We start from the raw sequence: 14,948 nt of genomic DNA on the forward strand, positions 1-14,948 counted from the left end.
CAATTAATTTCGGTAGGATTATTTGAGCACAGCCCTTGTGGGAACTGAATCAATGGCTGTTTTAGATTGGGGATATAGAGATTATCCCAGATCGTTTTTTTGCGTTTTTGATCGTTTTTGTGATCTTTCTATTCATCATAATAAAGCCCACTGATTTGTGGGCTTGTTCTTATGCTGAATGTTGTAGTTCATGAGTTGCTGCTACTTGTAAAAAGTGGCTACGATTTTTATATAAATCAGGGTGAGCTTTTACTTGTTCATCAATCTTTTTAGATAACAAGTTTGGAAGTGTCACATTTAACTTGCTGGATTTACCTAAGTAAGGCTCAATGTCAACTTCCACAACGGCCCATGCCCAGCCGATATATTCTTCGTCTTTTTGCCACTCTGATAATGATTTAGCTTGCGGTGGCAATCTGCCCTCTTCGGCTAAATCTTCTAAGTAAAAATCGGCAGCTTCTTTTGCGTTGGCCAATGCTTCTTCTAAACTATCACCTGCTGAGAAACATCCTGGCAAATCAGGAAATGCAACGCCGTAAGCGTGCGTATCGTCTCCGATTTCAATGGCAATTGGATATAACATAGTGAGTTCCTTGGTTGTTATGTGCTAAGCACGTGAAATATCGTGTGTGCAGTTAAGGGGGCTTATAGCCCCGCTTGTTTTTTCAGCTTATTGACCAATCCTATTTTTAAATCTTTCTTAGGATGGGGAACAATAATGGGGTCTTTAAAGTCAGGATGTCGAAATTTATGATGACTTCCTCTAATACTTTTTAACTCCCATCCGTTCTTTTTCAAAAGCTTGATGAGGTCTGCACTTGTCACGCTATCTCCTGTTTTGTTTAACTTGGGGTTATAATAACCCCGTTATTTGTTGCTGTCAATTTTTATAACTCTAATAACTCTTTTTCTTTATTCCGCAAAGTCTTTCTAATACGGCATGTTTAAATACGACCGCAAAGCCTGACTATTTTCTCCTTTCAGTATCAAAGAACGGTACAGATGAATGTGACTAATGACGTTCTGGTCCGATACTATTTGTTGTTCAAAGGTTGTTACTTCTGACTCAAGTTCAGCGCAAAGTGTTTTGGTCATTGAAAGTAATTTCTTCATTTCTCTGATTTTCAGATAGGTGTCTTTTTCTCTGCGCTCTAACTTTTCGCTGAGTCTTAGAATGGTTCTTAGAAATCCGGCTTGTTCCTGGCTAAATGAAAGGAATGCATTTTCATCCATAATCATCATGTCAGCGGGAATAGGGGAGTTTTGTTGCATCGCATCAAAGGCGCGAATGACTTGTAAGTGGAATTTGGCACTAATCCACATGGCGTAGGCATAAACCAGTTCTTTGCATACCCAAGTGCCTTGGTGTTTGTGCCCACCTTTGATGGCTTTTATTGCGATGCTCAGATCTGAGCATCGACTTTCATTACCGTTCCTCAGATCTGAGGAGCATTCAATTTCTTTCGATCTAGGAATTCCTAGATCGCTTTCGAAGTAAGAATTCTTACCTCGTTCGTCATGTTTTACACTCAAAGACGGAATTCCGTCTTTGGTTACTTCAGTGTCGATCCACAGATCTGTGGATCGCTCAATTTCGTTGATGAGCTCTTTAGTTGAGTCTAAGCGAACAAATAAATTTGGTTGATGTTTTCGAGCATTACCACTCGCTTTGTGCAAGTCGTTTAGAGAGTAAAGCCCATCAAGAGTGCGGATTTCTTTTGAGAAGATAGTTAAATTAGTCATTGTGTGACTCCTTGAGTAAAAGAACGTCACCACTCAAATGCGAAATGGGTGGTGAACTGAACAGGATTCGCATTACCGCCCTCAAGGATAGCGGCGCACCGGAGTGCTCCCATCCAGCCCACCATAATTCTACAGATGTGCTGAATCACGCATAAAAAAACCAGCAGAAAGCTGGCGACATGCGCCTTGAGAAAACGGTTCTGGGGATGCGAAACCCACGGGCACCGGATTTTGCCAGTGCCTTACTAGCGTAATCTTGAATCGGGTCTATTGTCAAATAATGTCCCAATTTTCCTCCTCATCAACGGGTTCTGCTCTCAACGCTCCTTTTATTGATAGGTTATCTATATTTTTACCTTCAATATGATAAAGGGGCTTCTCACAGTATTCGCAAAAAGCGGCATAAATTGTTGCTTGCTTTTCTTCGTTGAATATCTCGTTTTCTACCATGAATACTTCGTCACATTCCGGACAACGTAAACTTTGTGCCATAGCGGTAACCTCCTAGTTAAAATTACCTCTATGCTACCATCTTACTTTTTGATTACTTTAAATTTCATATCTTTTAGTGGGGTTACTGATATAACCTTTCCATTTTCATCTTTCTCAACAAGTTCTAGCTCCATAAGTTTGTCTAGAGACTCTGAATGATTTTCTGATTGGGTTAGTTTCTTCTTCATCATATTTCCTCTTGGTTTGTTTATGCCGGTTCTTCAATTTGCGTGAATATGTCCATCTGGTTTAAGTCACCCTTACAGAGTTCCGGCTGAAGCTCTGGATCGGGTTTGTTACCTGTAGGTTCTATTATTCTGTTAACGGTTGTTAAAGTCGTGAATGCCCGGCCACAATTTAAATTTAAGCATTGACAGTAAGCTTCTCTGGTTTCCATGGTTATTGCCCTGGATGTCGCAATACGGGCTTTGCTTCCACAAATAGGGCAGGTGATTAGCATGTTCTTTCTCCTACGCTAACGGCCAGTCATCGTCCCGTTCCGGGAAGAATGACAGGTCGGGTTGTTGATATTCATCGTTATTGGTTGGTTCTGGCTGAGCAAAAATCTGATCCCAGCCATCAAAATCCATCCATTTCAGGTCATCTTCCGGCCTGCGTTTTACTTCAACCAGTTGGGCAGGGCGTACATTGCCGTGCTTGTCTACCTCCGCAGGGCGGATTTGGATACTGGTTTCATCATCAATTCGAACTGAGCTGCCTTTTATCAGTGCGGCCAGACTGAAATCGTCAATATCCGGCGGCAAACCAGACGGTTTTTTATCTGGTTCGAATAAACGAATAAGCTGATCGCTGATCTGTGCCGGAGGTGGCTCCGTACAGTTATTGACAGAACTCCGAGAGGCGGCAAAGCCGCCAATTGCGGAAGCTGCGCTTCCGTCTGGTGCGTTCATATCAATGGTATGGGTTGGTTTCTTCTGAATTGTCCAGACTTTAATCCGGGTTTTTATAAACACACCGGAAGCGTCAAACCCATTTAACTTACGAACAGTTTCACCGTGAGGGGATGCAAACGGCAACTCTTCATAGACGTTAGTGATCAGTAAATCTTTGCGCTTAACAAATGGACCACCTTGCCCGATGATGTAATCGCGCCACTGACCACGGTCAGCCGCTTTCATCACATCAGTAACGGTGGCATTTTCGTGTTCCAAATCAGCCTGGTAAACCTGAGTCAGCAGAATAAACAGGTATTTACTGTTGTACTTTTTGCAGCTTCGGATAAGTTCTACTGGGACAGGTGGCCCCACAAATTTTCTTCCGGCCTTAACTTCCATTTCTTCATACACAGCAAGTAATTCTTCATAATTCAACTGCGTCAGATATTCGTTAAAGCTTGCTTTATCGTTGTTGGCAAAGCGGCGCAACTCTCGGTAAGTTGTTACCGGCGCACCACCGAAGAACTGGAACTGACGGATGTTCCAACGACTTTTCCATGCCCCGACGTTTTTCGCCATGTCTTTTACAGGTTTACCGGTTTCATCGGACATTTCATTGTCCATTGCAAAACCGTCGATATTCTTTGAAATGTATTTTGCGATATAACCGGTTGCTGTGCCTTTGGCCGGATCGATATACCCAAAATCACAGCGAGCCTTGTAATTCATAGGACCCTGAAAATTCCGTTTCTTTTCGGCGCGAATTTCATTACGGTCAAAGTGCGGATGCAGCTCTTCTTTGTCTTCAATCGTTGCATAATGGATAAAGACACGCCGGACAATAGTCACATCTTCCGGTTTAACCCAGATCAACAGATGCCAATGCGGGGTCGCATCATGGTGAGGCTCAGCCACACGAACACCAAACCAACGCACCTCTTTACGGCCAAGTTTGGCGCGAATACGTTTCCAGACATTATTCAGATAAGCCTGTGCATCTCTCGGACTAGCTCCGTTCCAATGCGGAATAAAGCCGCCTTTTTTGTAGCTGTTGTGGTATTTAGATGGCGTGGTCAGAGTGAGGAATAACCCTTGTAAGTCCAGCTCATTGCCGATGTCTTCACATCCCCGGCAGCGAACCATCAATTCATGACGACGGATGGCAGGATTCGAGATACTTTTCAGAACCATGTCGGCCAGATCCGCTTCTTCTCCGGTTTCTTCATTCAGCAACTGGCACTGCTTAATGTAATCCCAGTTTTGTTTCTGTTGTTCCTTATGTTCACGAATACAGTCCCATGATGCATAAGGAGAGGCTTTGTAAGAAACCTGCCCCATAGCAATAGCAAGGTGTTCACGCATAATTTTCCGGGATTTCACCAACCGGCCTCGCCACCATGTTTCGCTGATCATCTTTGAAATATCATTCAGTGCTGTCAGCTCAGTTTGATTTTTTCTCTGGCGTGGGGCTTTTATGCCGAGCTGCTCAACAAATTCTGCCAACTCTTTATATCCATTGATGACAGCAATTGTGCCGATTTTTGATTCAGAGGTTTTAACTCCTTGTCGCTTAAGCTCTGCTTTGACTTTTCCCACTGCCTGAGACGAAATAAACTGATACCTGGCGTTCATAATCTTAGATACAGAGAAAGCCATATCTCGTAACTCGTCCGGTTCCAGTTCCGCCAATGTCCGATTTTTAACTGGTTTGCGATTACGTTCGGCAGCTTCAAAATTAAAGCTCATTTGCTTAGTTGGTAAATCTTCTGGCAAGCCATGCTCTGTAAAGAATACATCCATAAATGGATTTTCTTCTTCATACTCTTTAGACAGCAAAGCCACTTTCTGAGTGGTGGGTAATTGCTTGTATTTGCGCAAAACTGTCAGAGCCCGCTCCATTGCCGGGTCTGCCTTTTCACGTAGAAAAATATTGGCTTCTCTGCGTCCTTCCTTTTCAAATACAGAAATATAGCGAGTGACAAAATACTTAGTCAGGTATTCCGGAAGACGTTTTATTTTGTCTTTTGCCCACTCGAAATCATCCGGATTTGCTTCAAATAACCGGCGTTGCTGAACAGTTAAGTCTTCCGGTTCGAGAATATCGTGTTGATGCGCATAACAGACTCCTTCAACCGGAGCTAAAGGAGCCTGATATGGCAGGTCGAACAATTCGATTTCGGTGGGTTCAGTGAGAGTATGCATTACAGCAGAGTTCTTGCATGGTTAAGAAACGAGGCAATAACCAGCTTTGTTATTTCCTTCTTTAAAAAGATTTTTGAAACGCCATAACCGCTATCAAGGTTTTCCGTTCTGACAAATGTAAGGCATACCTCAGTTCGCCAAGGCTTGCTGACTCTTAGTTCACCATCAGAGAATTGTTTCGGCTGCCCGTTAAATTGCAGGCCACATTCTGGGCATATAGCGGCAGTTTCCAGAACAATACATGGACAATGTGGGCATCGTTTATTGTTCATGCTGTCACCTCATGCATTGCTAATGCTTCAGCACAAGATGGTGAAACCCAAAGACATTCGGTACGTTTTTTTGTTCCTCTGCCGCCTGAAATACGAGACTGTTTAGTATCCTTAGTCCAACCGGTTAGGATATCGTTATACAATTCAGACTCGTAACCACTCAGAACCACATATCCTTTAAGATTCCGAAGGCACTGTAATAATTCTTCGTGCTCTGCTATTGTCATCTCGTGTTTATAGCTTCGATTCCCTTTAACTCTTGTTTCGGGCATGTATGGGGGGTCACAATAATGCAGCGTATCTACTGCGTCGTGCTTTTTCAAAACGTCAATTGCAGGACGATTCTCAATGAGAACCGTTGAGAAACGCTTACCTACTGCAGACAAATTATCAGGGTAGAGTGACCACAAATGCATAGCTGTTGCGTATTTACGCTTTGTATCTATACGGAATCCGCTTGCTGATGTTGTTGCAGCAAACCCCATTGTGGCTCGTACAACTGTCCGTCTTGCTCTTTCTAGCGGTTCATCCGTATGCTCTAACGCCAGCTCAAATTCTTCCCGAGAATAGGGCGTTAATACACATACCTCACGCAGCTTTTGATTAAGTTCTGGATCTCTTAATACAGAAAACAAATTCACCACATCAAGATCAACATCGTTATAGACTTCAGCGTAACTTCTTGGTTTTCTCAGCAGCACATTGCCGGCACCACCAAAACACTCGGTATAACATTTGTGTTCAGGGAAATGCTCAATAATCCACGGCGCAAGGCGGAATTTACCTCCGTGGTATCTGATTGCAGGAGCGTTAATTACTTCACTCATACTGCCTCCAGTTCCTGAGTGGGCACCACCATAAACCCGCCTTTTCCGTAGCCTTTGGTTAAGGTTCCGTTGTGCATTTGGGTACATTTCAGATCAAGGCATGCTTGTTGGATGGCATCATCCATGGAGTCGAAATCGCCAATTTGAATATTGGCGACTTCTTGAGTGTCCGGATGGCGGATTACTCCGCCATCCGGACAAAGGTGAACAGCGGTGTACATCATGCTGCCACCTCGCTAATATCTTTCAGATAAGCATTAGCCTCCGCGATAAACTCCCGGCCACCTTCCACAGTTATTTGTGAATCGGTGATGGTACGCCCGGACTCACGAATAATGCTGTAACTGGCTTCAATACAATCACAGGTTTCTTCTAACCGATCACGCAGGAATTTAATCAACAGTTTGGCTGAGGTGGCAGTAACGCTGCCAAGGGAAAGAACACACCAGTCATCAGCCAGCCCGTATTGACCACCTTTAAGAACATGGGTGACACAAGCATTAAGTGTCTGACCTGTGTACTGGAGGTTTTTATCTATTTCCTGCAGGTGAAGAACATCACCAACCTGATAATTTCGATCATTCAGACGAACTTCATGGGTTTTGCGTCCAGCCAGAACATCTTCGAAATGTTCAGTTTTGATCTTCAGCTCATGTAGCTTGAAAGTACTCATGCCTCTACCTCCGCTTTCGCTTCGGCTTGTTCACGGGCTTCAATGATGAGATCTGTTAATTGGCTTTCGATGAGAATGAGTTTTTCTAGAGGGTTAGGTTCGTGTCGCAAATAGATCATTTCACTTAATAACCTTTCTTTACTCGCTTCTTTATCACTCCAGTCGGTACTAATATCAACCGCCCAAACGCTAACCACTTTCGCATTACCATCAATATCAACAAACACTTGGATAACATCAGCGTTTGATAGCGCCAATACATTGATAGCGTGGATAACGTCATATACATCACGCTCTTTAGGTGATTCAACGTATCCATGAACGCAGCCATTCATCAAAACAGGCTGGTATCTAGATGATACGCTTTTCAGCTTTTCTTTTAGCTGATGCTCTTCTTCCTCAGACATTGGCGCCAGAGTCATCATAGGCTTAGATAAACAAGACAGCGCATGAGCTAACTCTCTGGTTTTACTTAAAGCTAAGTCACTCGCTCTAATCGACTTGTCCAAATTCTCTTCCGACTTTTTGAGCACTTTACGCGCTTCTGCCAACACTTCATTGGCTTGTTCTAAAACGGTGTTACCTTCCATAATCAAAGCTCCTACGCTTAATTTGGTTAAAAAATCCCTCTTTCAATCTAATGAAATCGAAAGGGCAAAGGCTTGGCTAGGTTTAGTGGGTATTACTGAACTGGTAGTGCTTGAGGTGGCGAACGTCTCCGAGGTTGCGGTCAAATACGAGTGCTATCTCTTTTATTAGCTGCATTCCGTTACGGATTTTCTGTAGCTCGATATCGTCAAATTCATCAAGCTCACGTGCGTATTCTGATGGTTTTATATCACCGGCAATCAGAACCATTCCGCGAAATCGTGGAGGCATGCGGTGCCACATTTCTTTAAGCTTGTTACGTGTAGCTTTGCCATTGAACAATGATTTGCATGCGGCAATGCTGTCTTGTGCTGATGGTGTTTGTACTGTTTGTTTCTTTGCTGCTACAGACATGATGTTACCTCTTACGCTAAACCGGGAAGTGGTGCGCCATTGGCAACAAAGTCCACGCCCATACTTAGGAACGGAGTCATGCCACTGGTGCGGTTTTCTAAATCGGAAATGATTAAGACGAGGTTGCTAATACCGTGCTGGCATTTAGCAATGATGTTGTTTTTGGTTGTGCGTGGAAGGCGAGAATCGCCCCCAAACTCTAAAGCCATGCGTGATAACTCACCTGAATTTAGGGAATGTTCAAGCACACGCTTTAAGAATGTTTCTCGGGTTGCTTCACTAGTGTCGCTAGGGAGGTGAGCGGCTACGATATCGAGCTCACGTAGAAGGGCATAAACAATAGAGTAATCGTTGGTTGCTTTACTGATGGCTATCATCATCGGTGGTGCCAGCAGTCTTGCTTGTTCTGGATTAAGCATATTGCGCATCGAATTACCTGCTATGCCAACTTGTTTAGCCAGCTTGGTCATGTCGTGTTTTTTTGCAAAGCTTACGCATGCGTCATCAAAGTTGCATTGTGCACTTTGAAGGAATTCGCACATTGCTTGTTTCGATTCCATATCAGATACTCAACTCTGTAGCTAGGGAAGCAAAAACCAGATACGGAATGACAGGGAAGGTAAGACGGGCTATCCTAAATAGGAACGCGAGTTCACCTATGAATCCTTGCACATCGAGAACGTTCTTTTGTGTTCTTGTGTCTCGCCAAAGTCAAAAGAGGTCACATTGGAACGTGGCTGTACTGGTTTTCATAACGCGGCGCTGGGGCTATGCTCCAGTGCCGTTTCTTTTAATGGTTGCGCCCTTGAGCTGTTAACCATTCTCCTCGTGCAATTTCTTGCTGCTTAAAAATGAATTCTGCTAAGTCGTTAACCATTACTAGATAAGGAGCTCGTTGAGATTCATCCATACGAAAGACAGGTAATGGCAAATCATAAGCGCGAGCTTTTTGTTGAGCCGTTTTGGGGTTGATACCAAAGTACTCTTCACAAATTTCACTCAATGGAATGGTGTCTTTGCCAAATCGAGCATGAAGCCCATATGCAATGCCTTTTTCAGTTATATGTAGACTCATGAGATCTTCACCTCTTGTTAAGTGCGCCTTTAGGCACGTACAATGTAAATCGCTATTTATCGCAACTCATCTCGTTTAATAGCGGTTTATGTTGGTTGGTTTAATGTGTTTAATTAAACGATCGTAATGGTTAACAGTCAAGTGTTTAATTAAGGTTTGTATGAGAGAGTGGTTTATTAGCTCAGAGCTTTTAGGGTTAGATGGCATGCCAAATACAATTGTTGGTGTTAGTCAGAAAGCTCGAAGAAACAATTGGTTAAAAAGAAAAGCGTCTGGGAATGGACGAGCTTTTGAATACCATATCTCTAATTTTCACCATGATGTAAAAAAACAATTAGTTGATAAGTACGTCACGGATAAAGATGAGGCTGATGCGCTTCTTCTTCTAGGTGAGCCTTCAATTGAAAGCATGGATCCGGCACTTAAGAAAAAGTTAGAGAATGAACTTGCTGAACGTAGTTTCAAAAGCATTCAAGCCATTGAAAAAGAAACCGAAGATGCGAGAAATGAAATTATAGCGATAGCGGCTGCTAAGAAGAATTTAGAGATGCTAGTCGGTGAACGGAAACTGATTCATATGCCAAACATCGCTGAATCAAAGCTGATTCACCAACTCGACATGTGTCCTGTGGCTGTTTATAACGTTTATGCTGCCTGTGGGTGGGGGGCTGAGAATTCGGCTGAATACCAAATTAGAACCGAGTTTGTTCCTTGCCAGTGGCTAAGTCGATTTGGTTTAAATGAAGATGACGCACGAATTATCACCTGCCAAGGTGATTCAATGGAAGACACGTTAAGCGATGGTGACGAAGTTCTGGTTGATACCCGCGAACTGGAACACCCGGTTAAACACGGTGTTTATGTTGTTCGTATTGGTAAGCACGTTTATATCAAGCGACTGAAATACGACATCATGGCCGAAGGCTATGAAGTGATTTCAGATAATAAAGAATTGTATCCACCATTTATCGTGAACGGTGACAAGCTACAAGAGTTCAAGGTAATTGGTAAAGTCGTTACTACCGTTATGAAGGCGGTGGTTTAGTGGCAATTAAATATTCACCTAAAGTTGGGCAAATTCTTCTTTGTGATTTTGATGGGATGAAAGCCCCAGAGATGGTTAAGCGTCGTCCTGTTCTTGTTATTGGCACTAAGCCGAATGGGCATGGGCTGGTAACTGTTGCTTGTTTAAGTACGACTAAGCCTGAAGTCGCCATGGATTATCACTTGTTGCTTGATGATAACCACATGCCACGTAACAAGTTTTTTGAGAGAGGCAATACGTGGCTCAAGGGTGACATGATTTACACAATGTCGTTTGAAAGGCTAAGCTTTGTTTCCATCGGTAGAGACAACGGTCGTAGGCTCTATTTTCAGAATAGACTGTCTCGTGAGAACATGAAAAAGGTATATTCTTGTGTGCTTCATGGTTTACATATCGGGTCTATAGCCGAGCATCTATAGCACTATCATTAGTTGCGATGAGTAACGATAAATGACGATGAAATACAATTAATGCTTGCAAAAAAAGCGTTACTTGCACTATGATCATGGTGTCACAGCTTCTTTGGTTTAACCAAAACGGAGCACTTAGACTACGTTCTTGGAATGTAGCCAGCCCACGAACCGGCGATAACAAGCCCTTGTGGCGCTGCTGAAACAACCCTCGCTTATGCGGGGGTTTTGTTTATCTACACTATGAAAATAATCAAGCAATACAGGTTGCTTAGAAGTCTTAAGGCATCCGTATGGGTACTTTTTTGTTGGCTGAAAATAATAATTATCCAAGGAATAGAATGTTGAAAAAATTACTTAAAGTATTTGGCGTTGTTTTAGGTTTGTTTGTTGCTCTGTTGGTTGGTGTTTCGGTCTTTAGTCCTGATAAGGTTCCTGACTCTCAAGTGCTGTTCACTAACCAACTAAACGAGTTCAGATCTTCCATTAAAGATGCTCAGGAATCTTCAAACTCAGTTCAAGCCAATAAACTTCAGTCTCAATTTAATTCTTTTATTAACACTGAACGCCAAGCAGAATTTTGGTATGCAAAAGTCGAATCTGTATCTGAGAGTGAGGACGGAATTCGTGTAAAGGCTATGTATGATGGTGACCAGCACGACAGCTACCGCGATTATGCTCAGCTTTATCACTTATTCATTAAAGACGAAAATGCAATCAATAAGCTTAGCCAGCTTAAAAAAGGCGATGACATCTTCTTTAGTGGTTCGCTTGGTAAGGAAATGTCAGTAACTGATTCAGGTCGTTTAGAACAACCTGAATTTTATTTATACCCTCAATCAGTGAAACTTTCTTTAGATGGCGCTAGCTTCAACTTGTAAGAACATCATAATACTAACCCTGTATTGTGCAGGGCTTTTTTATACTCTGGCGTTCTTTTCATGGAGCTTATGCGGAAACAGCTGAGTATAAACTTGCCACAAAATATTTAAGTTTCTATGGCCAGTCACCTGTGCTACTTCTTCTATAGAGTAACCTAACTCAAATAACCGGCTTGCACCTTCACGTCTTAAATCGTGATAGCGTAAATCTTCAATTCCTAAACTGTTCCGAACTCGCTGAAAACCTGCCGTCACCGAACGAGAGTTATAAGGGAATATTAATTCGCCTTTGCGTTCCTGGCGCATAACAATATTCATCGAGTCACCCAGTAAAGGTACAATCATATGGTTACCTTCTTTCTTACGTGGGTCTTTACGATCACGAACAATCACTGTTTTGTTCCCTTCGTTTAGGTCTTCCCAACGTAGTGCACACACTTCACCAATTCGCATGCAGGTTAGAATACTGAAATCGAGTATGTCTAAGAACGGGATGCGAGTAGGGCCATTTGGCCTAAAGTTCTCCCGTTCAAGTAACCCTTGCTTTAGTTTATCCAGCTCAACTTCGGTTGGCCTTCTGGTACGCCTTTGCGATTTACCGACTAACTTCATATCAATGAGAACCGGTACAGCTTCTTCAAATACTGCGTAGTTCGCCTCGATGTTGAATACCGGGTTCGCCTTTTTCATTACTGAACGTAAGTAAGCAATATCATGATAGATAGTGGCTGGTTGTGCCCCTGCACCCTTCCGGTTCTTACAGTGCTCAATGAGATCAGCAGTAGTAAGGCGGTTGGTTTGTACTTTTGCAATATCGCAGTCACGAAGCATCTTAATCACATACTGCTTGGTACGCCCCGTGTTATCCCATAAATCACGCTCACCCATAAACAGGTCAAGCAACTCAGCGATAGTAGTAGCTCTTTGAGTATTAAAGCCTTTTGTTTCTATTTCACTGACTTGATTCTTTGCCCAAGCAGTAGCGATGGCTTTTTTCTTATGTGTTTTGGCAAATCGGTGTACAATTCGCCCATTACTTTTTACTGTTATCGTTGCTTTATACCGCTTTTCGCCATTGGCGATAGTGCGAGTTTGAATACTGTAAGATGCCATTTAATAAACCCTTGAGGCGTACCGAGTAGGTTACTTTGAGGTGTACTATAGGCGTACTATACAACGTAATTCATCGTTATTCATAGCAACTCATCGCAAAATCAAGAATACCTAAATCCTTTATGAACCTAGATAAATCAAAGAACCCCAATAAATTCGAGGCTAGCCGCTTTTCCATTGCACCCATGCTCGATTGGACTGACAGGCATTGCCGTTATTTTCATAGACTACTAACCAGTGAAAGTTTGTTATATACCGAAATGGTCACCACTGGCGCTATTATCCATGGTAAAGGAGATTTTCTTGCTTACAGTGATGCAGAACATCCGCTTGCTTTACAACTTGGTGGCTCAAATCCGGCAGATCTTGCTCGTTGTGCTAAAGAAGCGGAAGTTAGAGGGTATGATGAAATTAATCTAAATGTTGGTTGTCCTTCCGACAGAGTTCAGAATGGCCGTTTTGGTGCATGTCTTATGGCTGAGGCAGATTTAGTTGCTGAGTGTGTCAGAACGATGAGAGATGTTGTCAGCATTCCTGTAACTGTGAAAACTCGGATTGGGATCGATGAACTGGATTCTTATCGATTTCTGACTGACTTTATCGGCTTGGTATCTGATAAAGGGGGTTGTAGAGATTTTACCATTCATGCAAGAAAAGCATGGTTAAAAGGATTAAGTCCGAAAGAAAACCGGGAAATCCCACCACTGGATTATGCTCGGGCTTACCAATTGAAAAAAGATTTTCCCCAACTGACCATTTCATTAAATGGAGGAATAAAAACTCTGGAAGAAGCTAAAGAGCATCTTCAATATCTCGATGGAGTAATGGTTGGTCGAGAGGCATATCAGAACCCTTACCTGCTGGCGGAAGTCGATCAGCAAATCTTTGGGATGTGTAAACCAGTAAAAAAACGTTCTCAGGTGGTAAAAGAAATGTATCCTTACATTGAGAGAGAACTATCTGGTGGTGCTTACCTTGGGCATATTACAAGACACATGCTTGGTCTGTTTCAGAATATGCCTGGAGCCCGTCAATGGCGTCGGTATATTAGTGAAAATGCGCATAAGAACGGTGCTGGTCTTGAAGTGGTTGAAGCTGCATTAGCAAAAATACCTGAAGAATTGGGAGTGTGAATTTCACCAATATTATGGTGAATTTTACCATTCATTTCTGAATTGATTATTATTAATCGATGAGTTTTTCCTTAATATCTTGATAAATAATGAATTATCAAAATGTACATGGTTGGCCTGAATTCTGCTCATCTCATATGTCGATACGAGGAGAGTTATAATGTTTGAATTAATATTTTTTTTATCATTTTTGGGGATTCTGGTGTTTACAGGCATCACTATGATGAGCATCGTTTTTGCTATAGGGATATCATTTGTAGTGATGCTTTTATTAGGTATGCTGGGATTAGCTCTAAAACTATTGCCTTGGTTAGTTGTAATTGGTGTCGGTGTCTGGTTTTTTAAAAACCATGTCTATTGTTCTCGTTAAAGTACACAGCCTTATATCCATACATAAAAAGAGCTTCTTTTATACCTGAGTGTTATAAGAAAGCTTATTCCCTTAGCAAATTATCTGCAATGAACCATGCTTACACCATTGAGATTAGCTCGCAGCTAAGAAGGATAATGATGATATTAACGGAATTGCGTGTCCTGTATCAAAAGCATCAATTGGTGGAAGCTGTTATTGAACCTTCAATACAAGAAGGCGGATGGGTTGTTGAGTTTCGTCATGTGCAGGGGGGATTTATCATATTAACTGACATTGATGGAGAGGAGTGTCAGTACTATGATCTGGATCTGGCATCACAATCTGCTATGGAGGTTGGATTTCGTCAGGTCAGAGTGGAAGAAAGATAGGCATCATAATTGATTGCATTGCAATCAATTATGAGTGTATCTGTGGATAACGTGTGAATTTATCTTTGATAAAGATGTACAAATATAAGGTAGAGAGTGTATTTTACTCCAAACTTCTTTTTTTATAAAAAAACAAAAAAATGGCTTGCTAAGACAATTTCTATCTCTATAATGCTCCCTCGCTGACACGGCAAAGCTCATAAGGGCTAAGCGGTGACGGTGGGCTGAATAAAGTTAGTGAGATTATGAAGTTATTCATTTATTTTTAAATGCATAAAATCATAAAAAAGTGTTTGACACGAAATTATATCTCGCTAAAATGGCCGTCCGCTTTGAGGGAAAGCCTTTAAAGCAAAGCTCTTTAACAATTTAAACCTATCAATCTGTGTGGGCACTCGTTGATGACAATCGAAGATGATTCTAAAGAATCAACTGGATTTCAA

General features: G+C 42.2%; 21 protein-coding genes. 6 read left to right on the forward strand and 15 right to left on the reverse strand.

Annotated features, from left to right (window positions below; translation table 11 throughout):
• Positions 1-169 precede the first annotated feature (169 nt).
• From CSW98_RS15895 to CSW98_RS15960, 14 genes are all read right to left on the reverse strand, one after another.
• Positions 170-583: a type II toxin-antitoxin system HicB family antitoxin gene (locus tag CSW98_RS15895; RefSeq protein WP_100801453.1), complete on the reverse strand. Its 414-nt coding sequence runs from the start codon at positions 581-583 to the stop codon at positions 170-172.
• A gap of 62 nt (positions 584-645) precedes the next feature.
• A complete protein-coding gene (locus tag CSW98_RS15900) occupies positions 646-825 on the reverse strand; it encodes a type II toxin-antitoxin system HicA family toxin (RefSeq protein ID WP_100801454.1) in 180 nt (59 codons plus the stop codon).
• 105 nt (positions 826-930) lie between these two features.
• On the reverse strand, positions 931-1,743 hold the full coding sequence (locus tag CSW98_RS17910; protein WP_100801455.1) for a KilA-N domain-containing protein: 813 nt from the start codon (positions 1,741-1,743) through the stop codon (positions 931-933).
• 273 nt (positions 1,744-2,016) lie between these two features.
• Positions 2,017-2,235 carry a hypothetical protein gene (locus CSW98_RS15910; protein WP_100801456.1) on the reverse strand — a complete coding sequence of 73 codons (219 nt, stop codon included), beginning with the start codon at positions 2,233-2,235 and terminating at the stop codon, positions 2,017-2,019.
• Positions 2,236-2,276: 41 nt separating this feature from the next.
• A complete protein-coding gene (locus tag CSW98_RS17575) occupies positions 2,277-2,423 on the reverse strand; it encodes a hypothetical protein (protein ID WP_232733543.1) in 147 nt (48 codons plus the stop codon).
• 20 nt (positions 2,424-2,443) lie between these two features.
• Complete coding sequence (locus tag CSW98_RS15915; RefSeq protein WP_100801457.1) at positions 2,444-2,695, reverse strand: Ogr/Delta-like zinc finger protein; 252 nt, start codon at positions 2,693-2,695, stop codon at positions 2,444-2,446.
• A 10-nt stretch (positions 2,696-2,705) separates the two neighbouring features.
• Positions 2,706-5,333: a replication endonuclease gene (locus CSW98_RS15920; protein WP_100801458.1), complete on the reverse strand. Its 2,628-nt coding sequence runs from the start codon at positions 5,331-5,333 to the stop codon at positions 2,706-2,708.
• Between the two features lie 268 nt (positions 5,334-5,601).
• Complete coding sequence (locus CSW98_RS15930) at positions 5,602-6,432, reverse strand: DNA adenine methylase (protein ID WP_100801460.1); 831 nt, start codon at positions 6,430-6,432, stop codon at positions 5,602-5,604.
• Positions 6,429-6,656 (reverse strand): hypothetical protein, encoded by a 228-nt coding sequence (locus CSW98_RS15935; protein ID WP_100801461.1) that lies wholly within the window; start codon positions 6,654-6,656, stop codon positions 6,429-6,431. The genes CSW98_RS15930 and CSW98_RS15935 overlap by 4 nt, the downstream gene beginning before the upstream one ends.
• A complete protein-coding gene (locus tag CSW98_RS15940) occupies positions 6,653-7,105 on the reverse strand; it encodes a DUF3850 domain-containing protein (protein WP_100801462.1) in 453 nt (150 codons plus the stop codon). Before CSW98_RS15940 ends, CSW98_RS15935 begins: the two co-directional genes overlap by 4 nt.
• Positions 7,102-7,695, reverse strand: coding sequence for a hypothetical protein (locus CSW98_RS15945; RefSeq protein ID WP_100801463.1), 594 nt, complete (start codon positions 7,693-7,695; stop codon positions 7,102-7,104). Before CSW98_RS15945 ends, CSW98_RS15940 begins: the two co-directional genes overlap by 4 nt.
• An 82-nt stretch (positions 7,696-7,777) precedes the next feature.
• Positions 7,778-8,107, reverse strand: a complete 330-nt coding sequence (locus CSW98_RS15950; protein ID WP_100801464.1) for a hypothetical protein — start codon at positions 8,105-8,107, stop codon at positions 7,778-7,780.
• Positions 8,108-8,118: 11 nt separating this feature from the next.
• A complete protein-coding gene (locus CSW98_RS15955; RefSeq protein ID WP_100801465.1) occupies positions 8,119-8,667 on the reverse strand; it encodes a phage regulatory CII family protein in 549 nt (182 codons plus the stop codon).
• Between the two features lie 230 nt (positions 8,668-8,897).
• Positions 8,898-9,182: a pyocin activator PrtN family protein gene (locus CSW98_RS15960; RefSeq protein WP_100801466.1), complete on the reverse strand. Its 285-nt coding sequence runs from the start codon at positions 9,180-9,182 to the stop codon at positions 8,898-8,900.
• A gap of 160 nt (positions 9,183-9,342) precedes the next feature.
• On the opposite strand from CSW98_RS15960, the gene CSW98_RS15965 reads away from it, so the two are divergent.
• The 3 genes from CSW98_RS15965 (at position 9,343) to CSW98_RS15975 (ending at position 11,518) form a co-directional block, all read left to right on the forward strand.
• Entirely contained in the window at positions 9,343-10,227 is an 885-nt protein-coding gene (locus CSW98_RS15965) for a helix-turn-helix domain-containing protein (RefSeq protein ID WP_100801467.1), read from the forward strand.
• Positions 10,227-10,646: a type II toxin-antitoxin system PemK/MazF family toxin gene (locus CSW98_RS15970; protein ID WP_100801468.1), complete on the forward strand. Its 420-nt coding sequence runs from the start codon at positions 10,227-10,229 to the stop codon at positions 10,644-10,646. The genes CSW98_RS15965 and CSW98_RS15970 overlap by 1 nt, the downstream gene beginning before the upstream one ends.
• 284 nt (positions 10,647-10,930) lie before the next feature.
• Positions 10,931-11,518, forward strand: coding sequence for a hypothetical protein (locus CSW98_RS15975; protein ID WP_100801469.1), 588 nt, complete (start codon positions 10,931-10,933; stop codon positions 11,516-11,518).
• A 39-nt stretch (positions 11,519-11,557) separates the two neighbouring features.
• On the opposite strand, the gene CSW98_RS15980 is transcribed toward CSW98_RS15975, so the two are convergent.
• Positions 11,558-12,631 carry a tyrosine-type recombinase/integrase gene (locus CSW98_RS15980; protein WP_100801470.1) on the reverse strand — a complete coding sequence of 358 codons (1,074 nt, stop codon included), beginning with the start codon at positions 12,629-12,631 and terminating at the stop codon, positions 11,558-11,560.
• A 122-nt stretch (positions 12,632-12,753) separates the two neighbouring features.
• On the opposite strand from CSW98_RS15980, the gene dusA reads away from it, so the two are divergent.
• The 3 genes from dusA to CSW98_RS15995 all read left to right on the forward strand — a co-directional run bounded on the left by dusA (position 12,754) and on the right by CSW98_RS15995 (position 14,505).
• The gene (gene dusA / locus CSW98_RS15985) at positions 12,754-13,764 is read left to right on the forward strand and encodes a tRNA dihydrouridine(20/20a) synthase DusA (RefSeq protein ID WP_100801471.1); all 1,011 of its coding nucleotides are present in this window, start codon (positions 12,754-12,756) and stop codon (positions 13,762-13,764) included.
• 160 nt (positions 13,765-13,924) lie between these two features.
• Positions 13,925-14,134, forward strand: a complete 210-nt coding sequence (gene pspG / locus CSW98_RS15990) for an envelope stress response protein PspG (RefSeq protein ID WP_100801472.1) — start codon at positions 13,925-13,927, stop codon at positions 14,132-14,134.
• Positions 14,135-14,274: 140 nt separating this feature from the next.
• The gene (locus CSW98_RS15995) at positions 14,275-14,505 is read left to right on the forward strand and encodes a hypothetical protein (RefSeq protein ID WP_100801473.1); all 231 of its coding nucleotides are present in this window, start codon (positions 14,275-14,277) and stop codon (positions 14,503-14,505) included.
• Positions 14,506-14,948: the final 443 nt, after the last annotated feature.

The organism is Vibrio sp. HA2012, from assembly GCF_002812955.1.
In the GTDB taxonomy this organism is placed as follows: Bacteria; Pseudomonadota; Gammaproteobacteria; order Enterobacterales; family Vibrionaceae; genus Vibrio.

Excerpts from the sequence above, each read along its gene's own strand:
- CSW98_RS15895 (WP_100801453.1), bottom strand. The coding sequence starts at position 583 with ATGTTATATCCAATTGCCATTGAAATCGGAGACGATACGCACGCTTAC.
- CSW98_RS17910 (WP_100801455.1), bottom strand. The coding sequence starts at position 1,743 with ATGACTAATTTAACTATCTTCTCAAAAGAAATCCGCACTCTTGATGGG.
- CSW98_RS15910 (WP_100801456.1), bottom strand. The coding sequence starts at position 2,235 with ATGGCACAAAGTTTACGTTGTCCGGAATGTGACGAAGTATTCATGGTA.
- CSW98_RS17575 (WP_232733543.1), bottom strand. The coding sequence starts at position 2,423 with ATGAAGAAGAAACTAACCCAATCAGAAAATCATTCAGAGTCTCTAGAC.
- CSW98_RS15915 (WP_100801457.1), bottom strand. The coding sequence starts at position 2,695 with ATGCTAATCACCTGCCCTATTTGTGGAAGCAAAGCCCGTATTGCGACA.
- CSW98_RS15920 (WP_100801458.1), bottom strand. The coding sequence starts at position 5,333 with ATGCATACTCTCACTGAACCCACCGAAATCGAATTGTTCGACCTGCCA.
- CSW98_RS15930 (WP_100801460.1), bottom strand. The coding sequence starts at position 6,432 with ATGAGTGAAGTAATTAACGCTCCTGCAATCAGATACCACGGAGGTAAA.
- CSW98_RS15935 (WP_100801461.1), bottom strand. The coding sequence starts at position 6,656 with ATGATGTACACCGCTGTTCACCTTTGTCCGGATGGCGGAGTAATCCGC.
- CSW98_RS15940 (WP_100801462.1), bottom strand. The coding sequence starts at position 7,105 with ATGAGTACTTTCAAGCTACATGAGCTGAAGATCAAAACTGAACATTTC.
- CSW98_RS15945 (WP_100801463.1), bottom strand. The coding sequence starts at position 7,695 with ATGGAAGGTAACACCGTTTTAGAACAAGCCAATGAAGTGTTGGCAGAA.
- CSW98_RS15950 (WP_100801464.1), bottom strand. The coding sequence starts at position 8,107 with ATGTCTGTAGCAGCAAAGAAACAAACAGTACAAACACCATCAGCACAA.
- CSW98_RS15955 (WP_100801465.1), bottom strand. The coding sequence starts at position 8,667 with ATGGAATCGAAACAAGCAATGTGCGAATTCCTTCAAAGTGCACAATGC.
- CSW98_RS15960 (WP_100801466.1), bottom strand. The coding sequence starts at position 9,182 with ATGAGTCTACATATAACTGAAAAAGGCATTGCATATGGGCTTCATGCT.
- CSW98_RS15965 (WP_100801467.1), top strand. The coding sequence starts at position 9,343 with ATGAGAGAGTGGTTTATTAGCTCAGAGCTTTTAGGGTTAGATGGCATG.
- CSW98_RS15975 (WP_100801469.1), top strand. The coding sequence starts at position 10,931 with ATGGGTACTTTTTTGTTGGCTGAAAATAATAATTATCCAAGGAATAGA.
- CSW98_RS15980 (WP_100801470.1), bottom strand. The coding sequence starts at position 12,631 with ATGGCATCTTACAGTATTCAAACTCGCACTATCGCCAATGGCGAAAAG.
- dusA (WP_100801471.1), top strand. The coding sequence starts at position 12,754 with ATGAACCTAGATAAATCAAAGAACCCCAATAAATTCGAGGCTAGCCGC.
- pspG (WP_100801472.1), top strand. The coding sequence starts at position 13,925 with ATGTTTGAATTAATATTTTTTTTATCATTTTTGGGGATTCTGGTGTTT.
- CSW98_RS15995 (WP_100801473.1), top strand. The coding sequence starts at position 14,275 with ATGATATTAACGGAATTGCGTGTCCTGTATCAAAAGCATCAATTGGTG.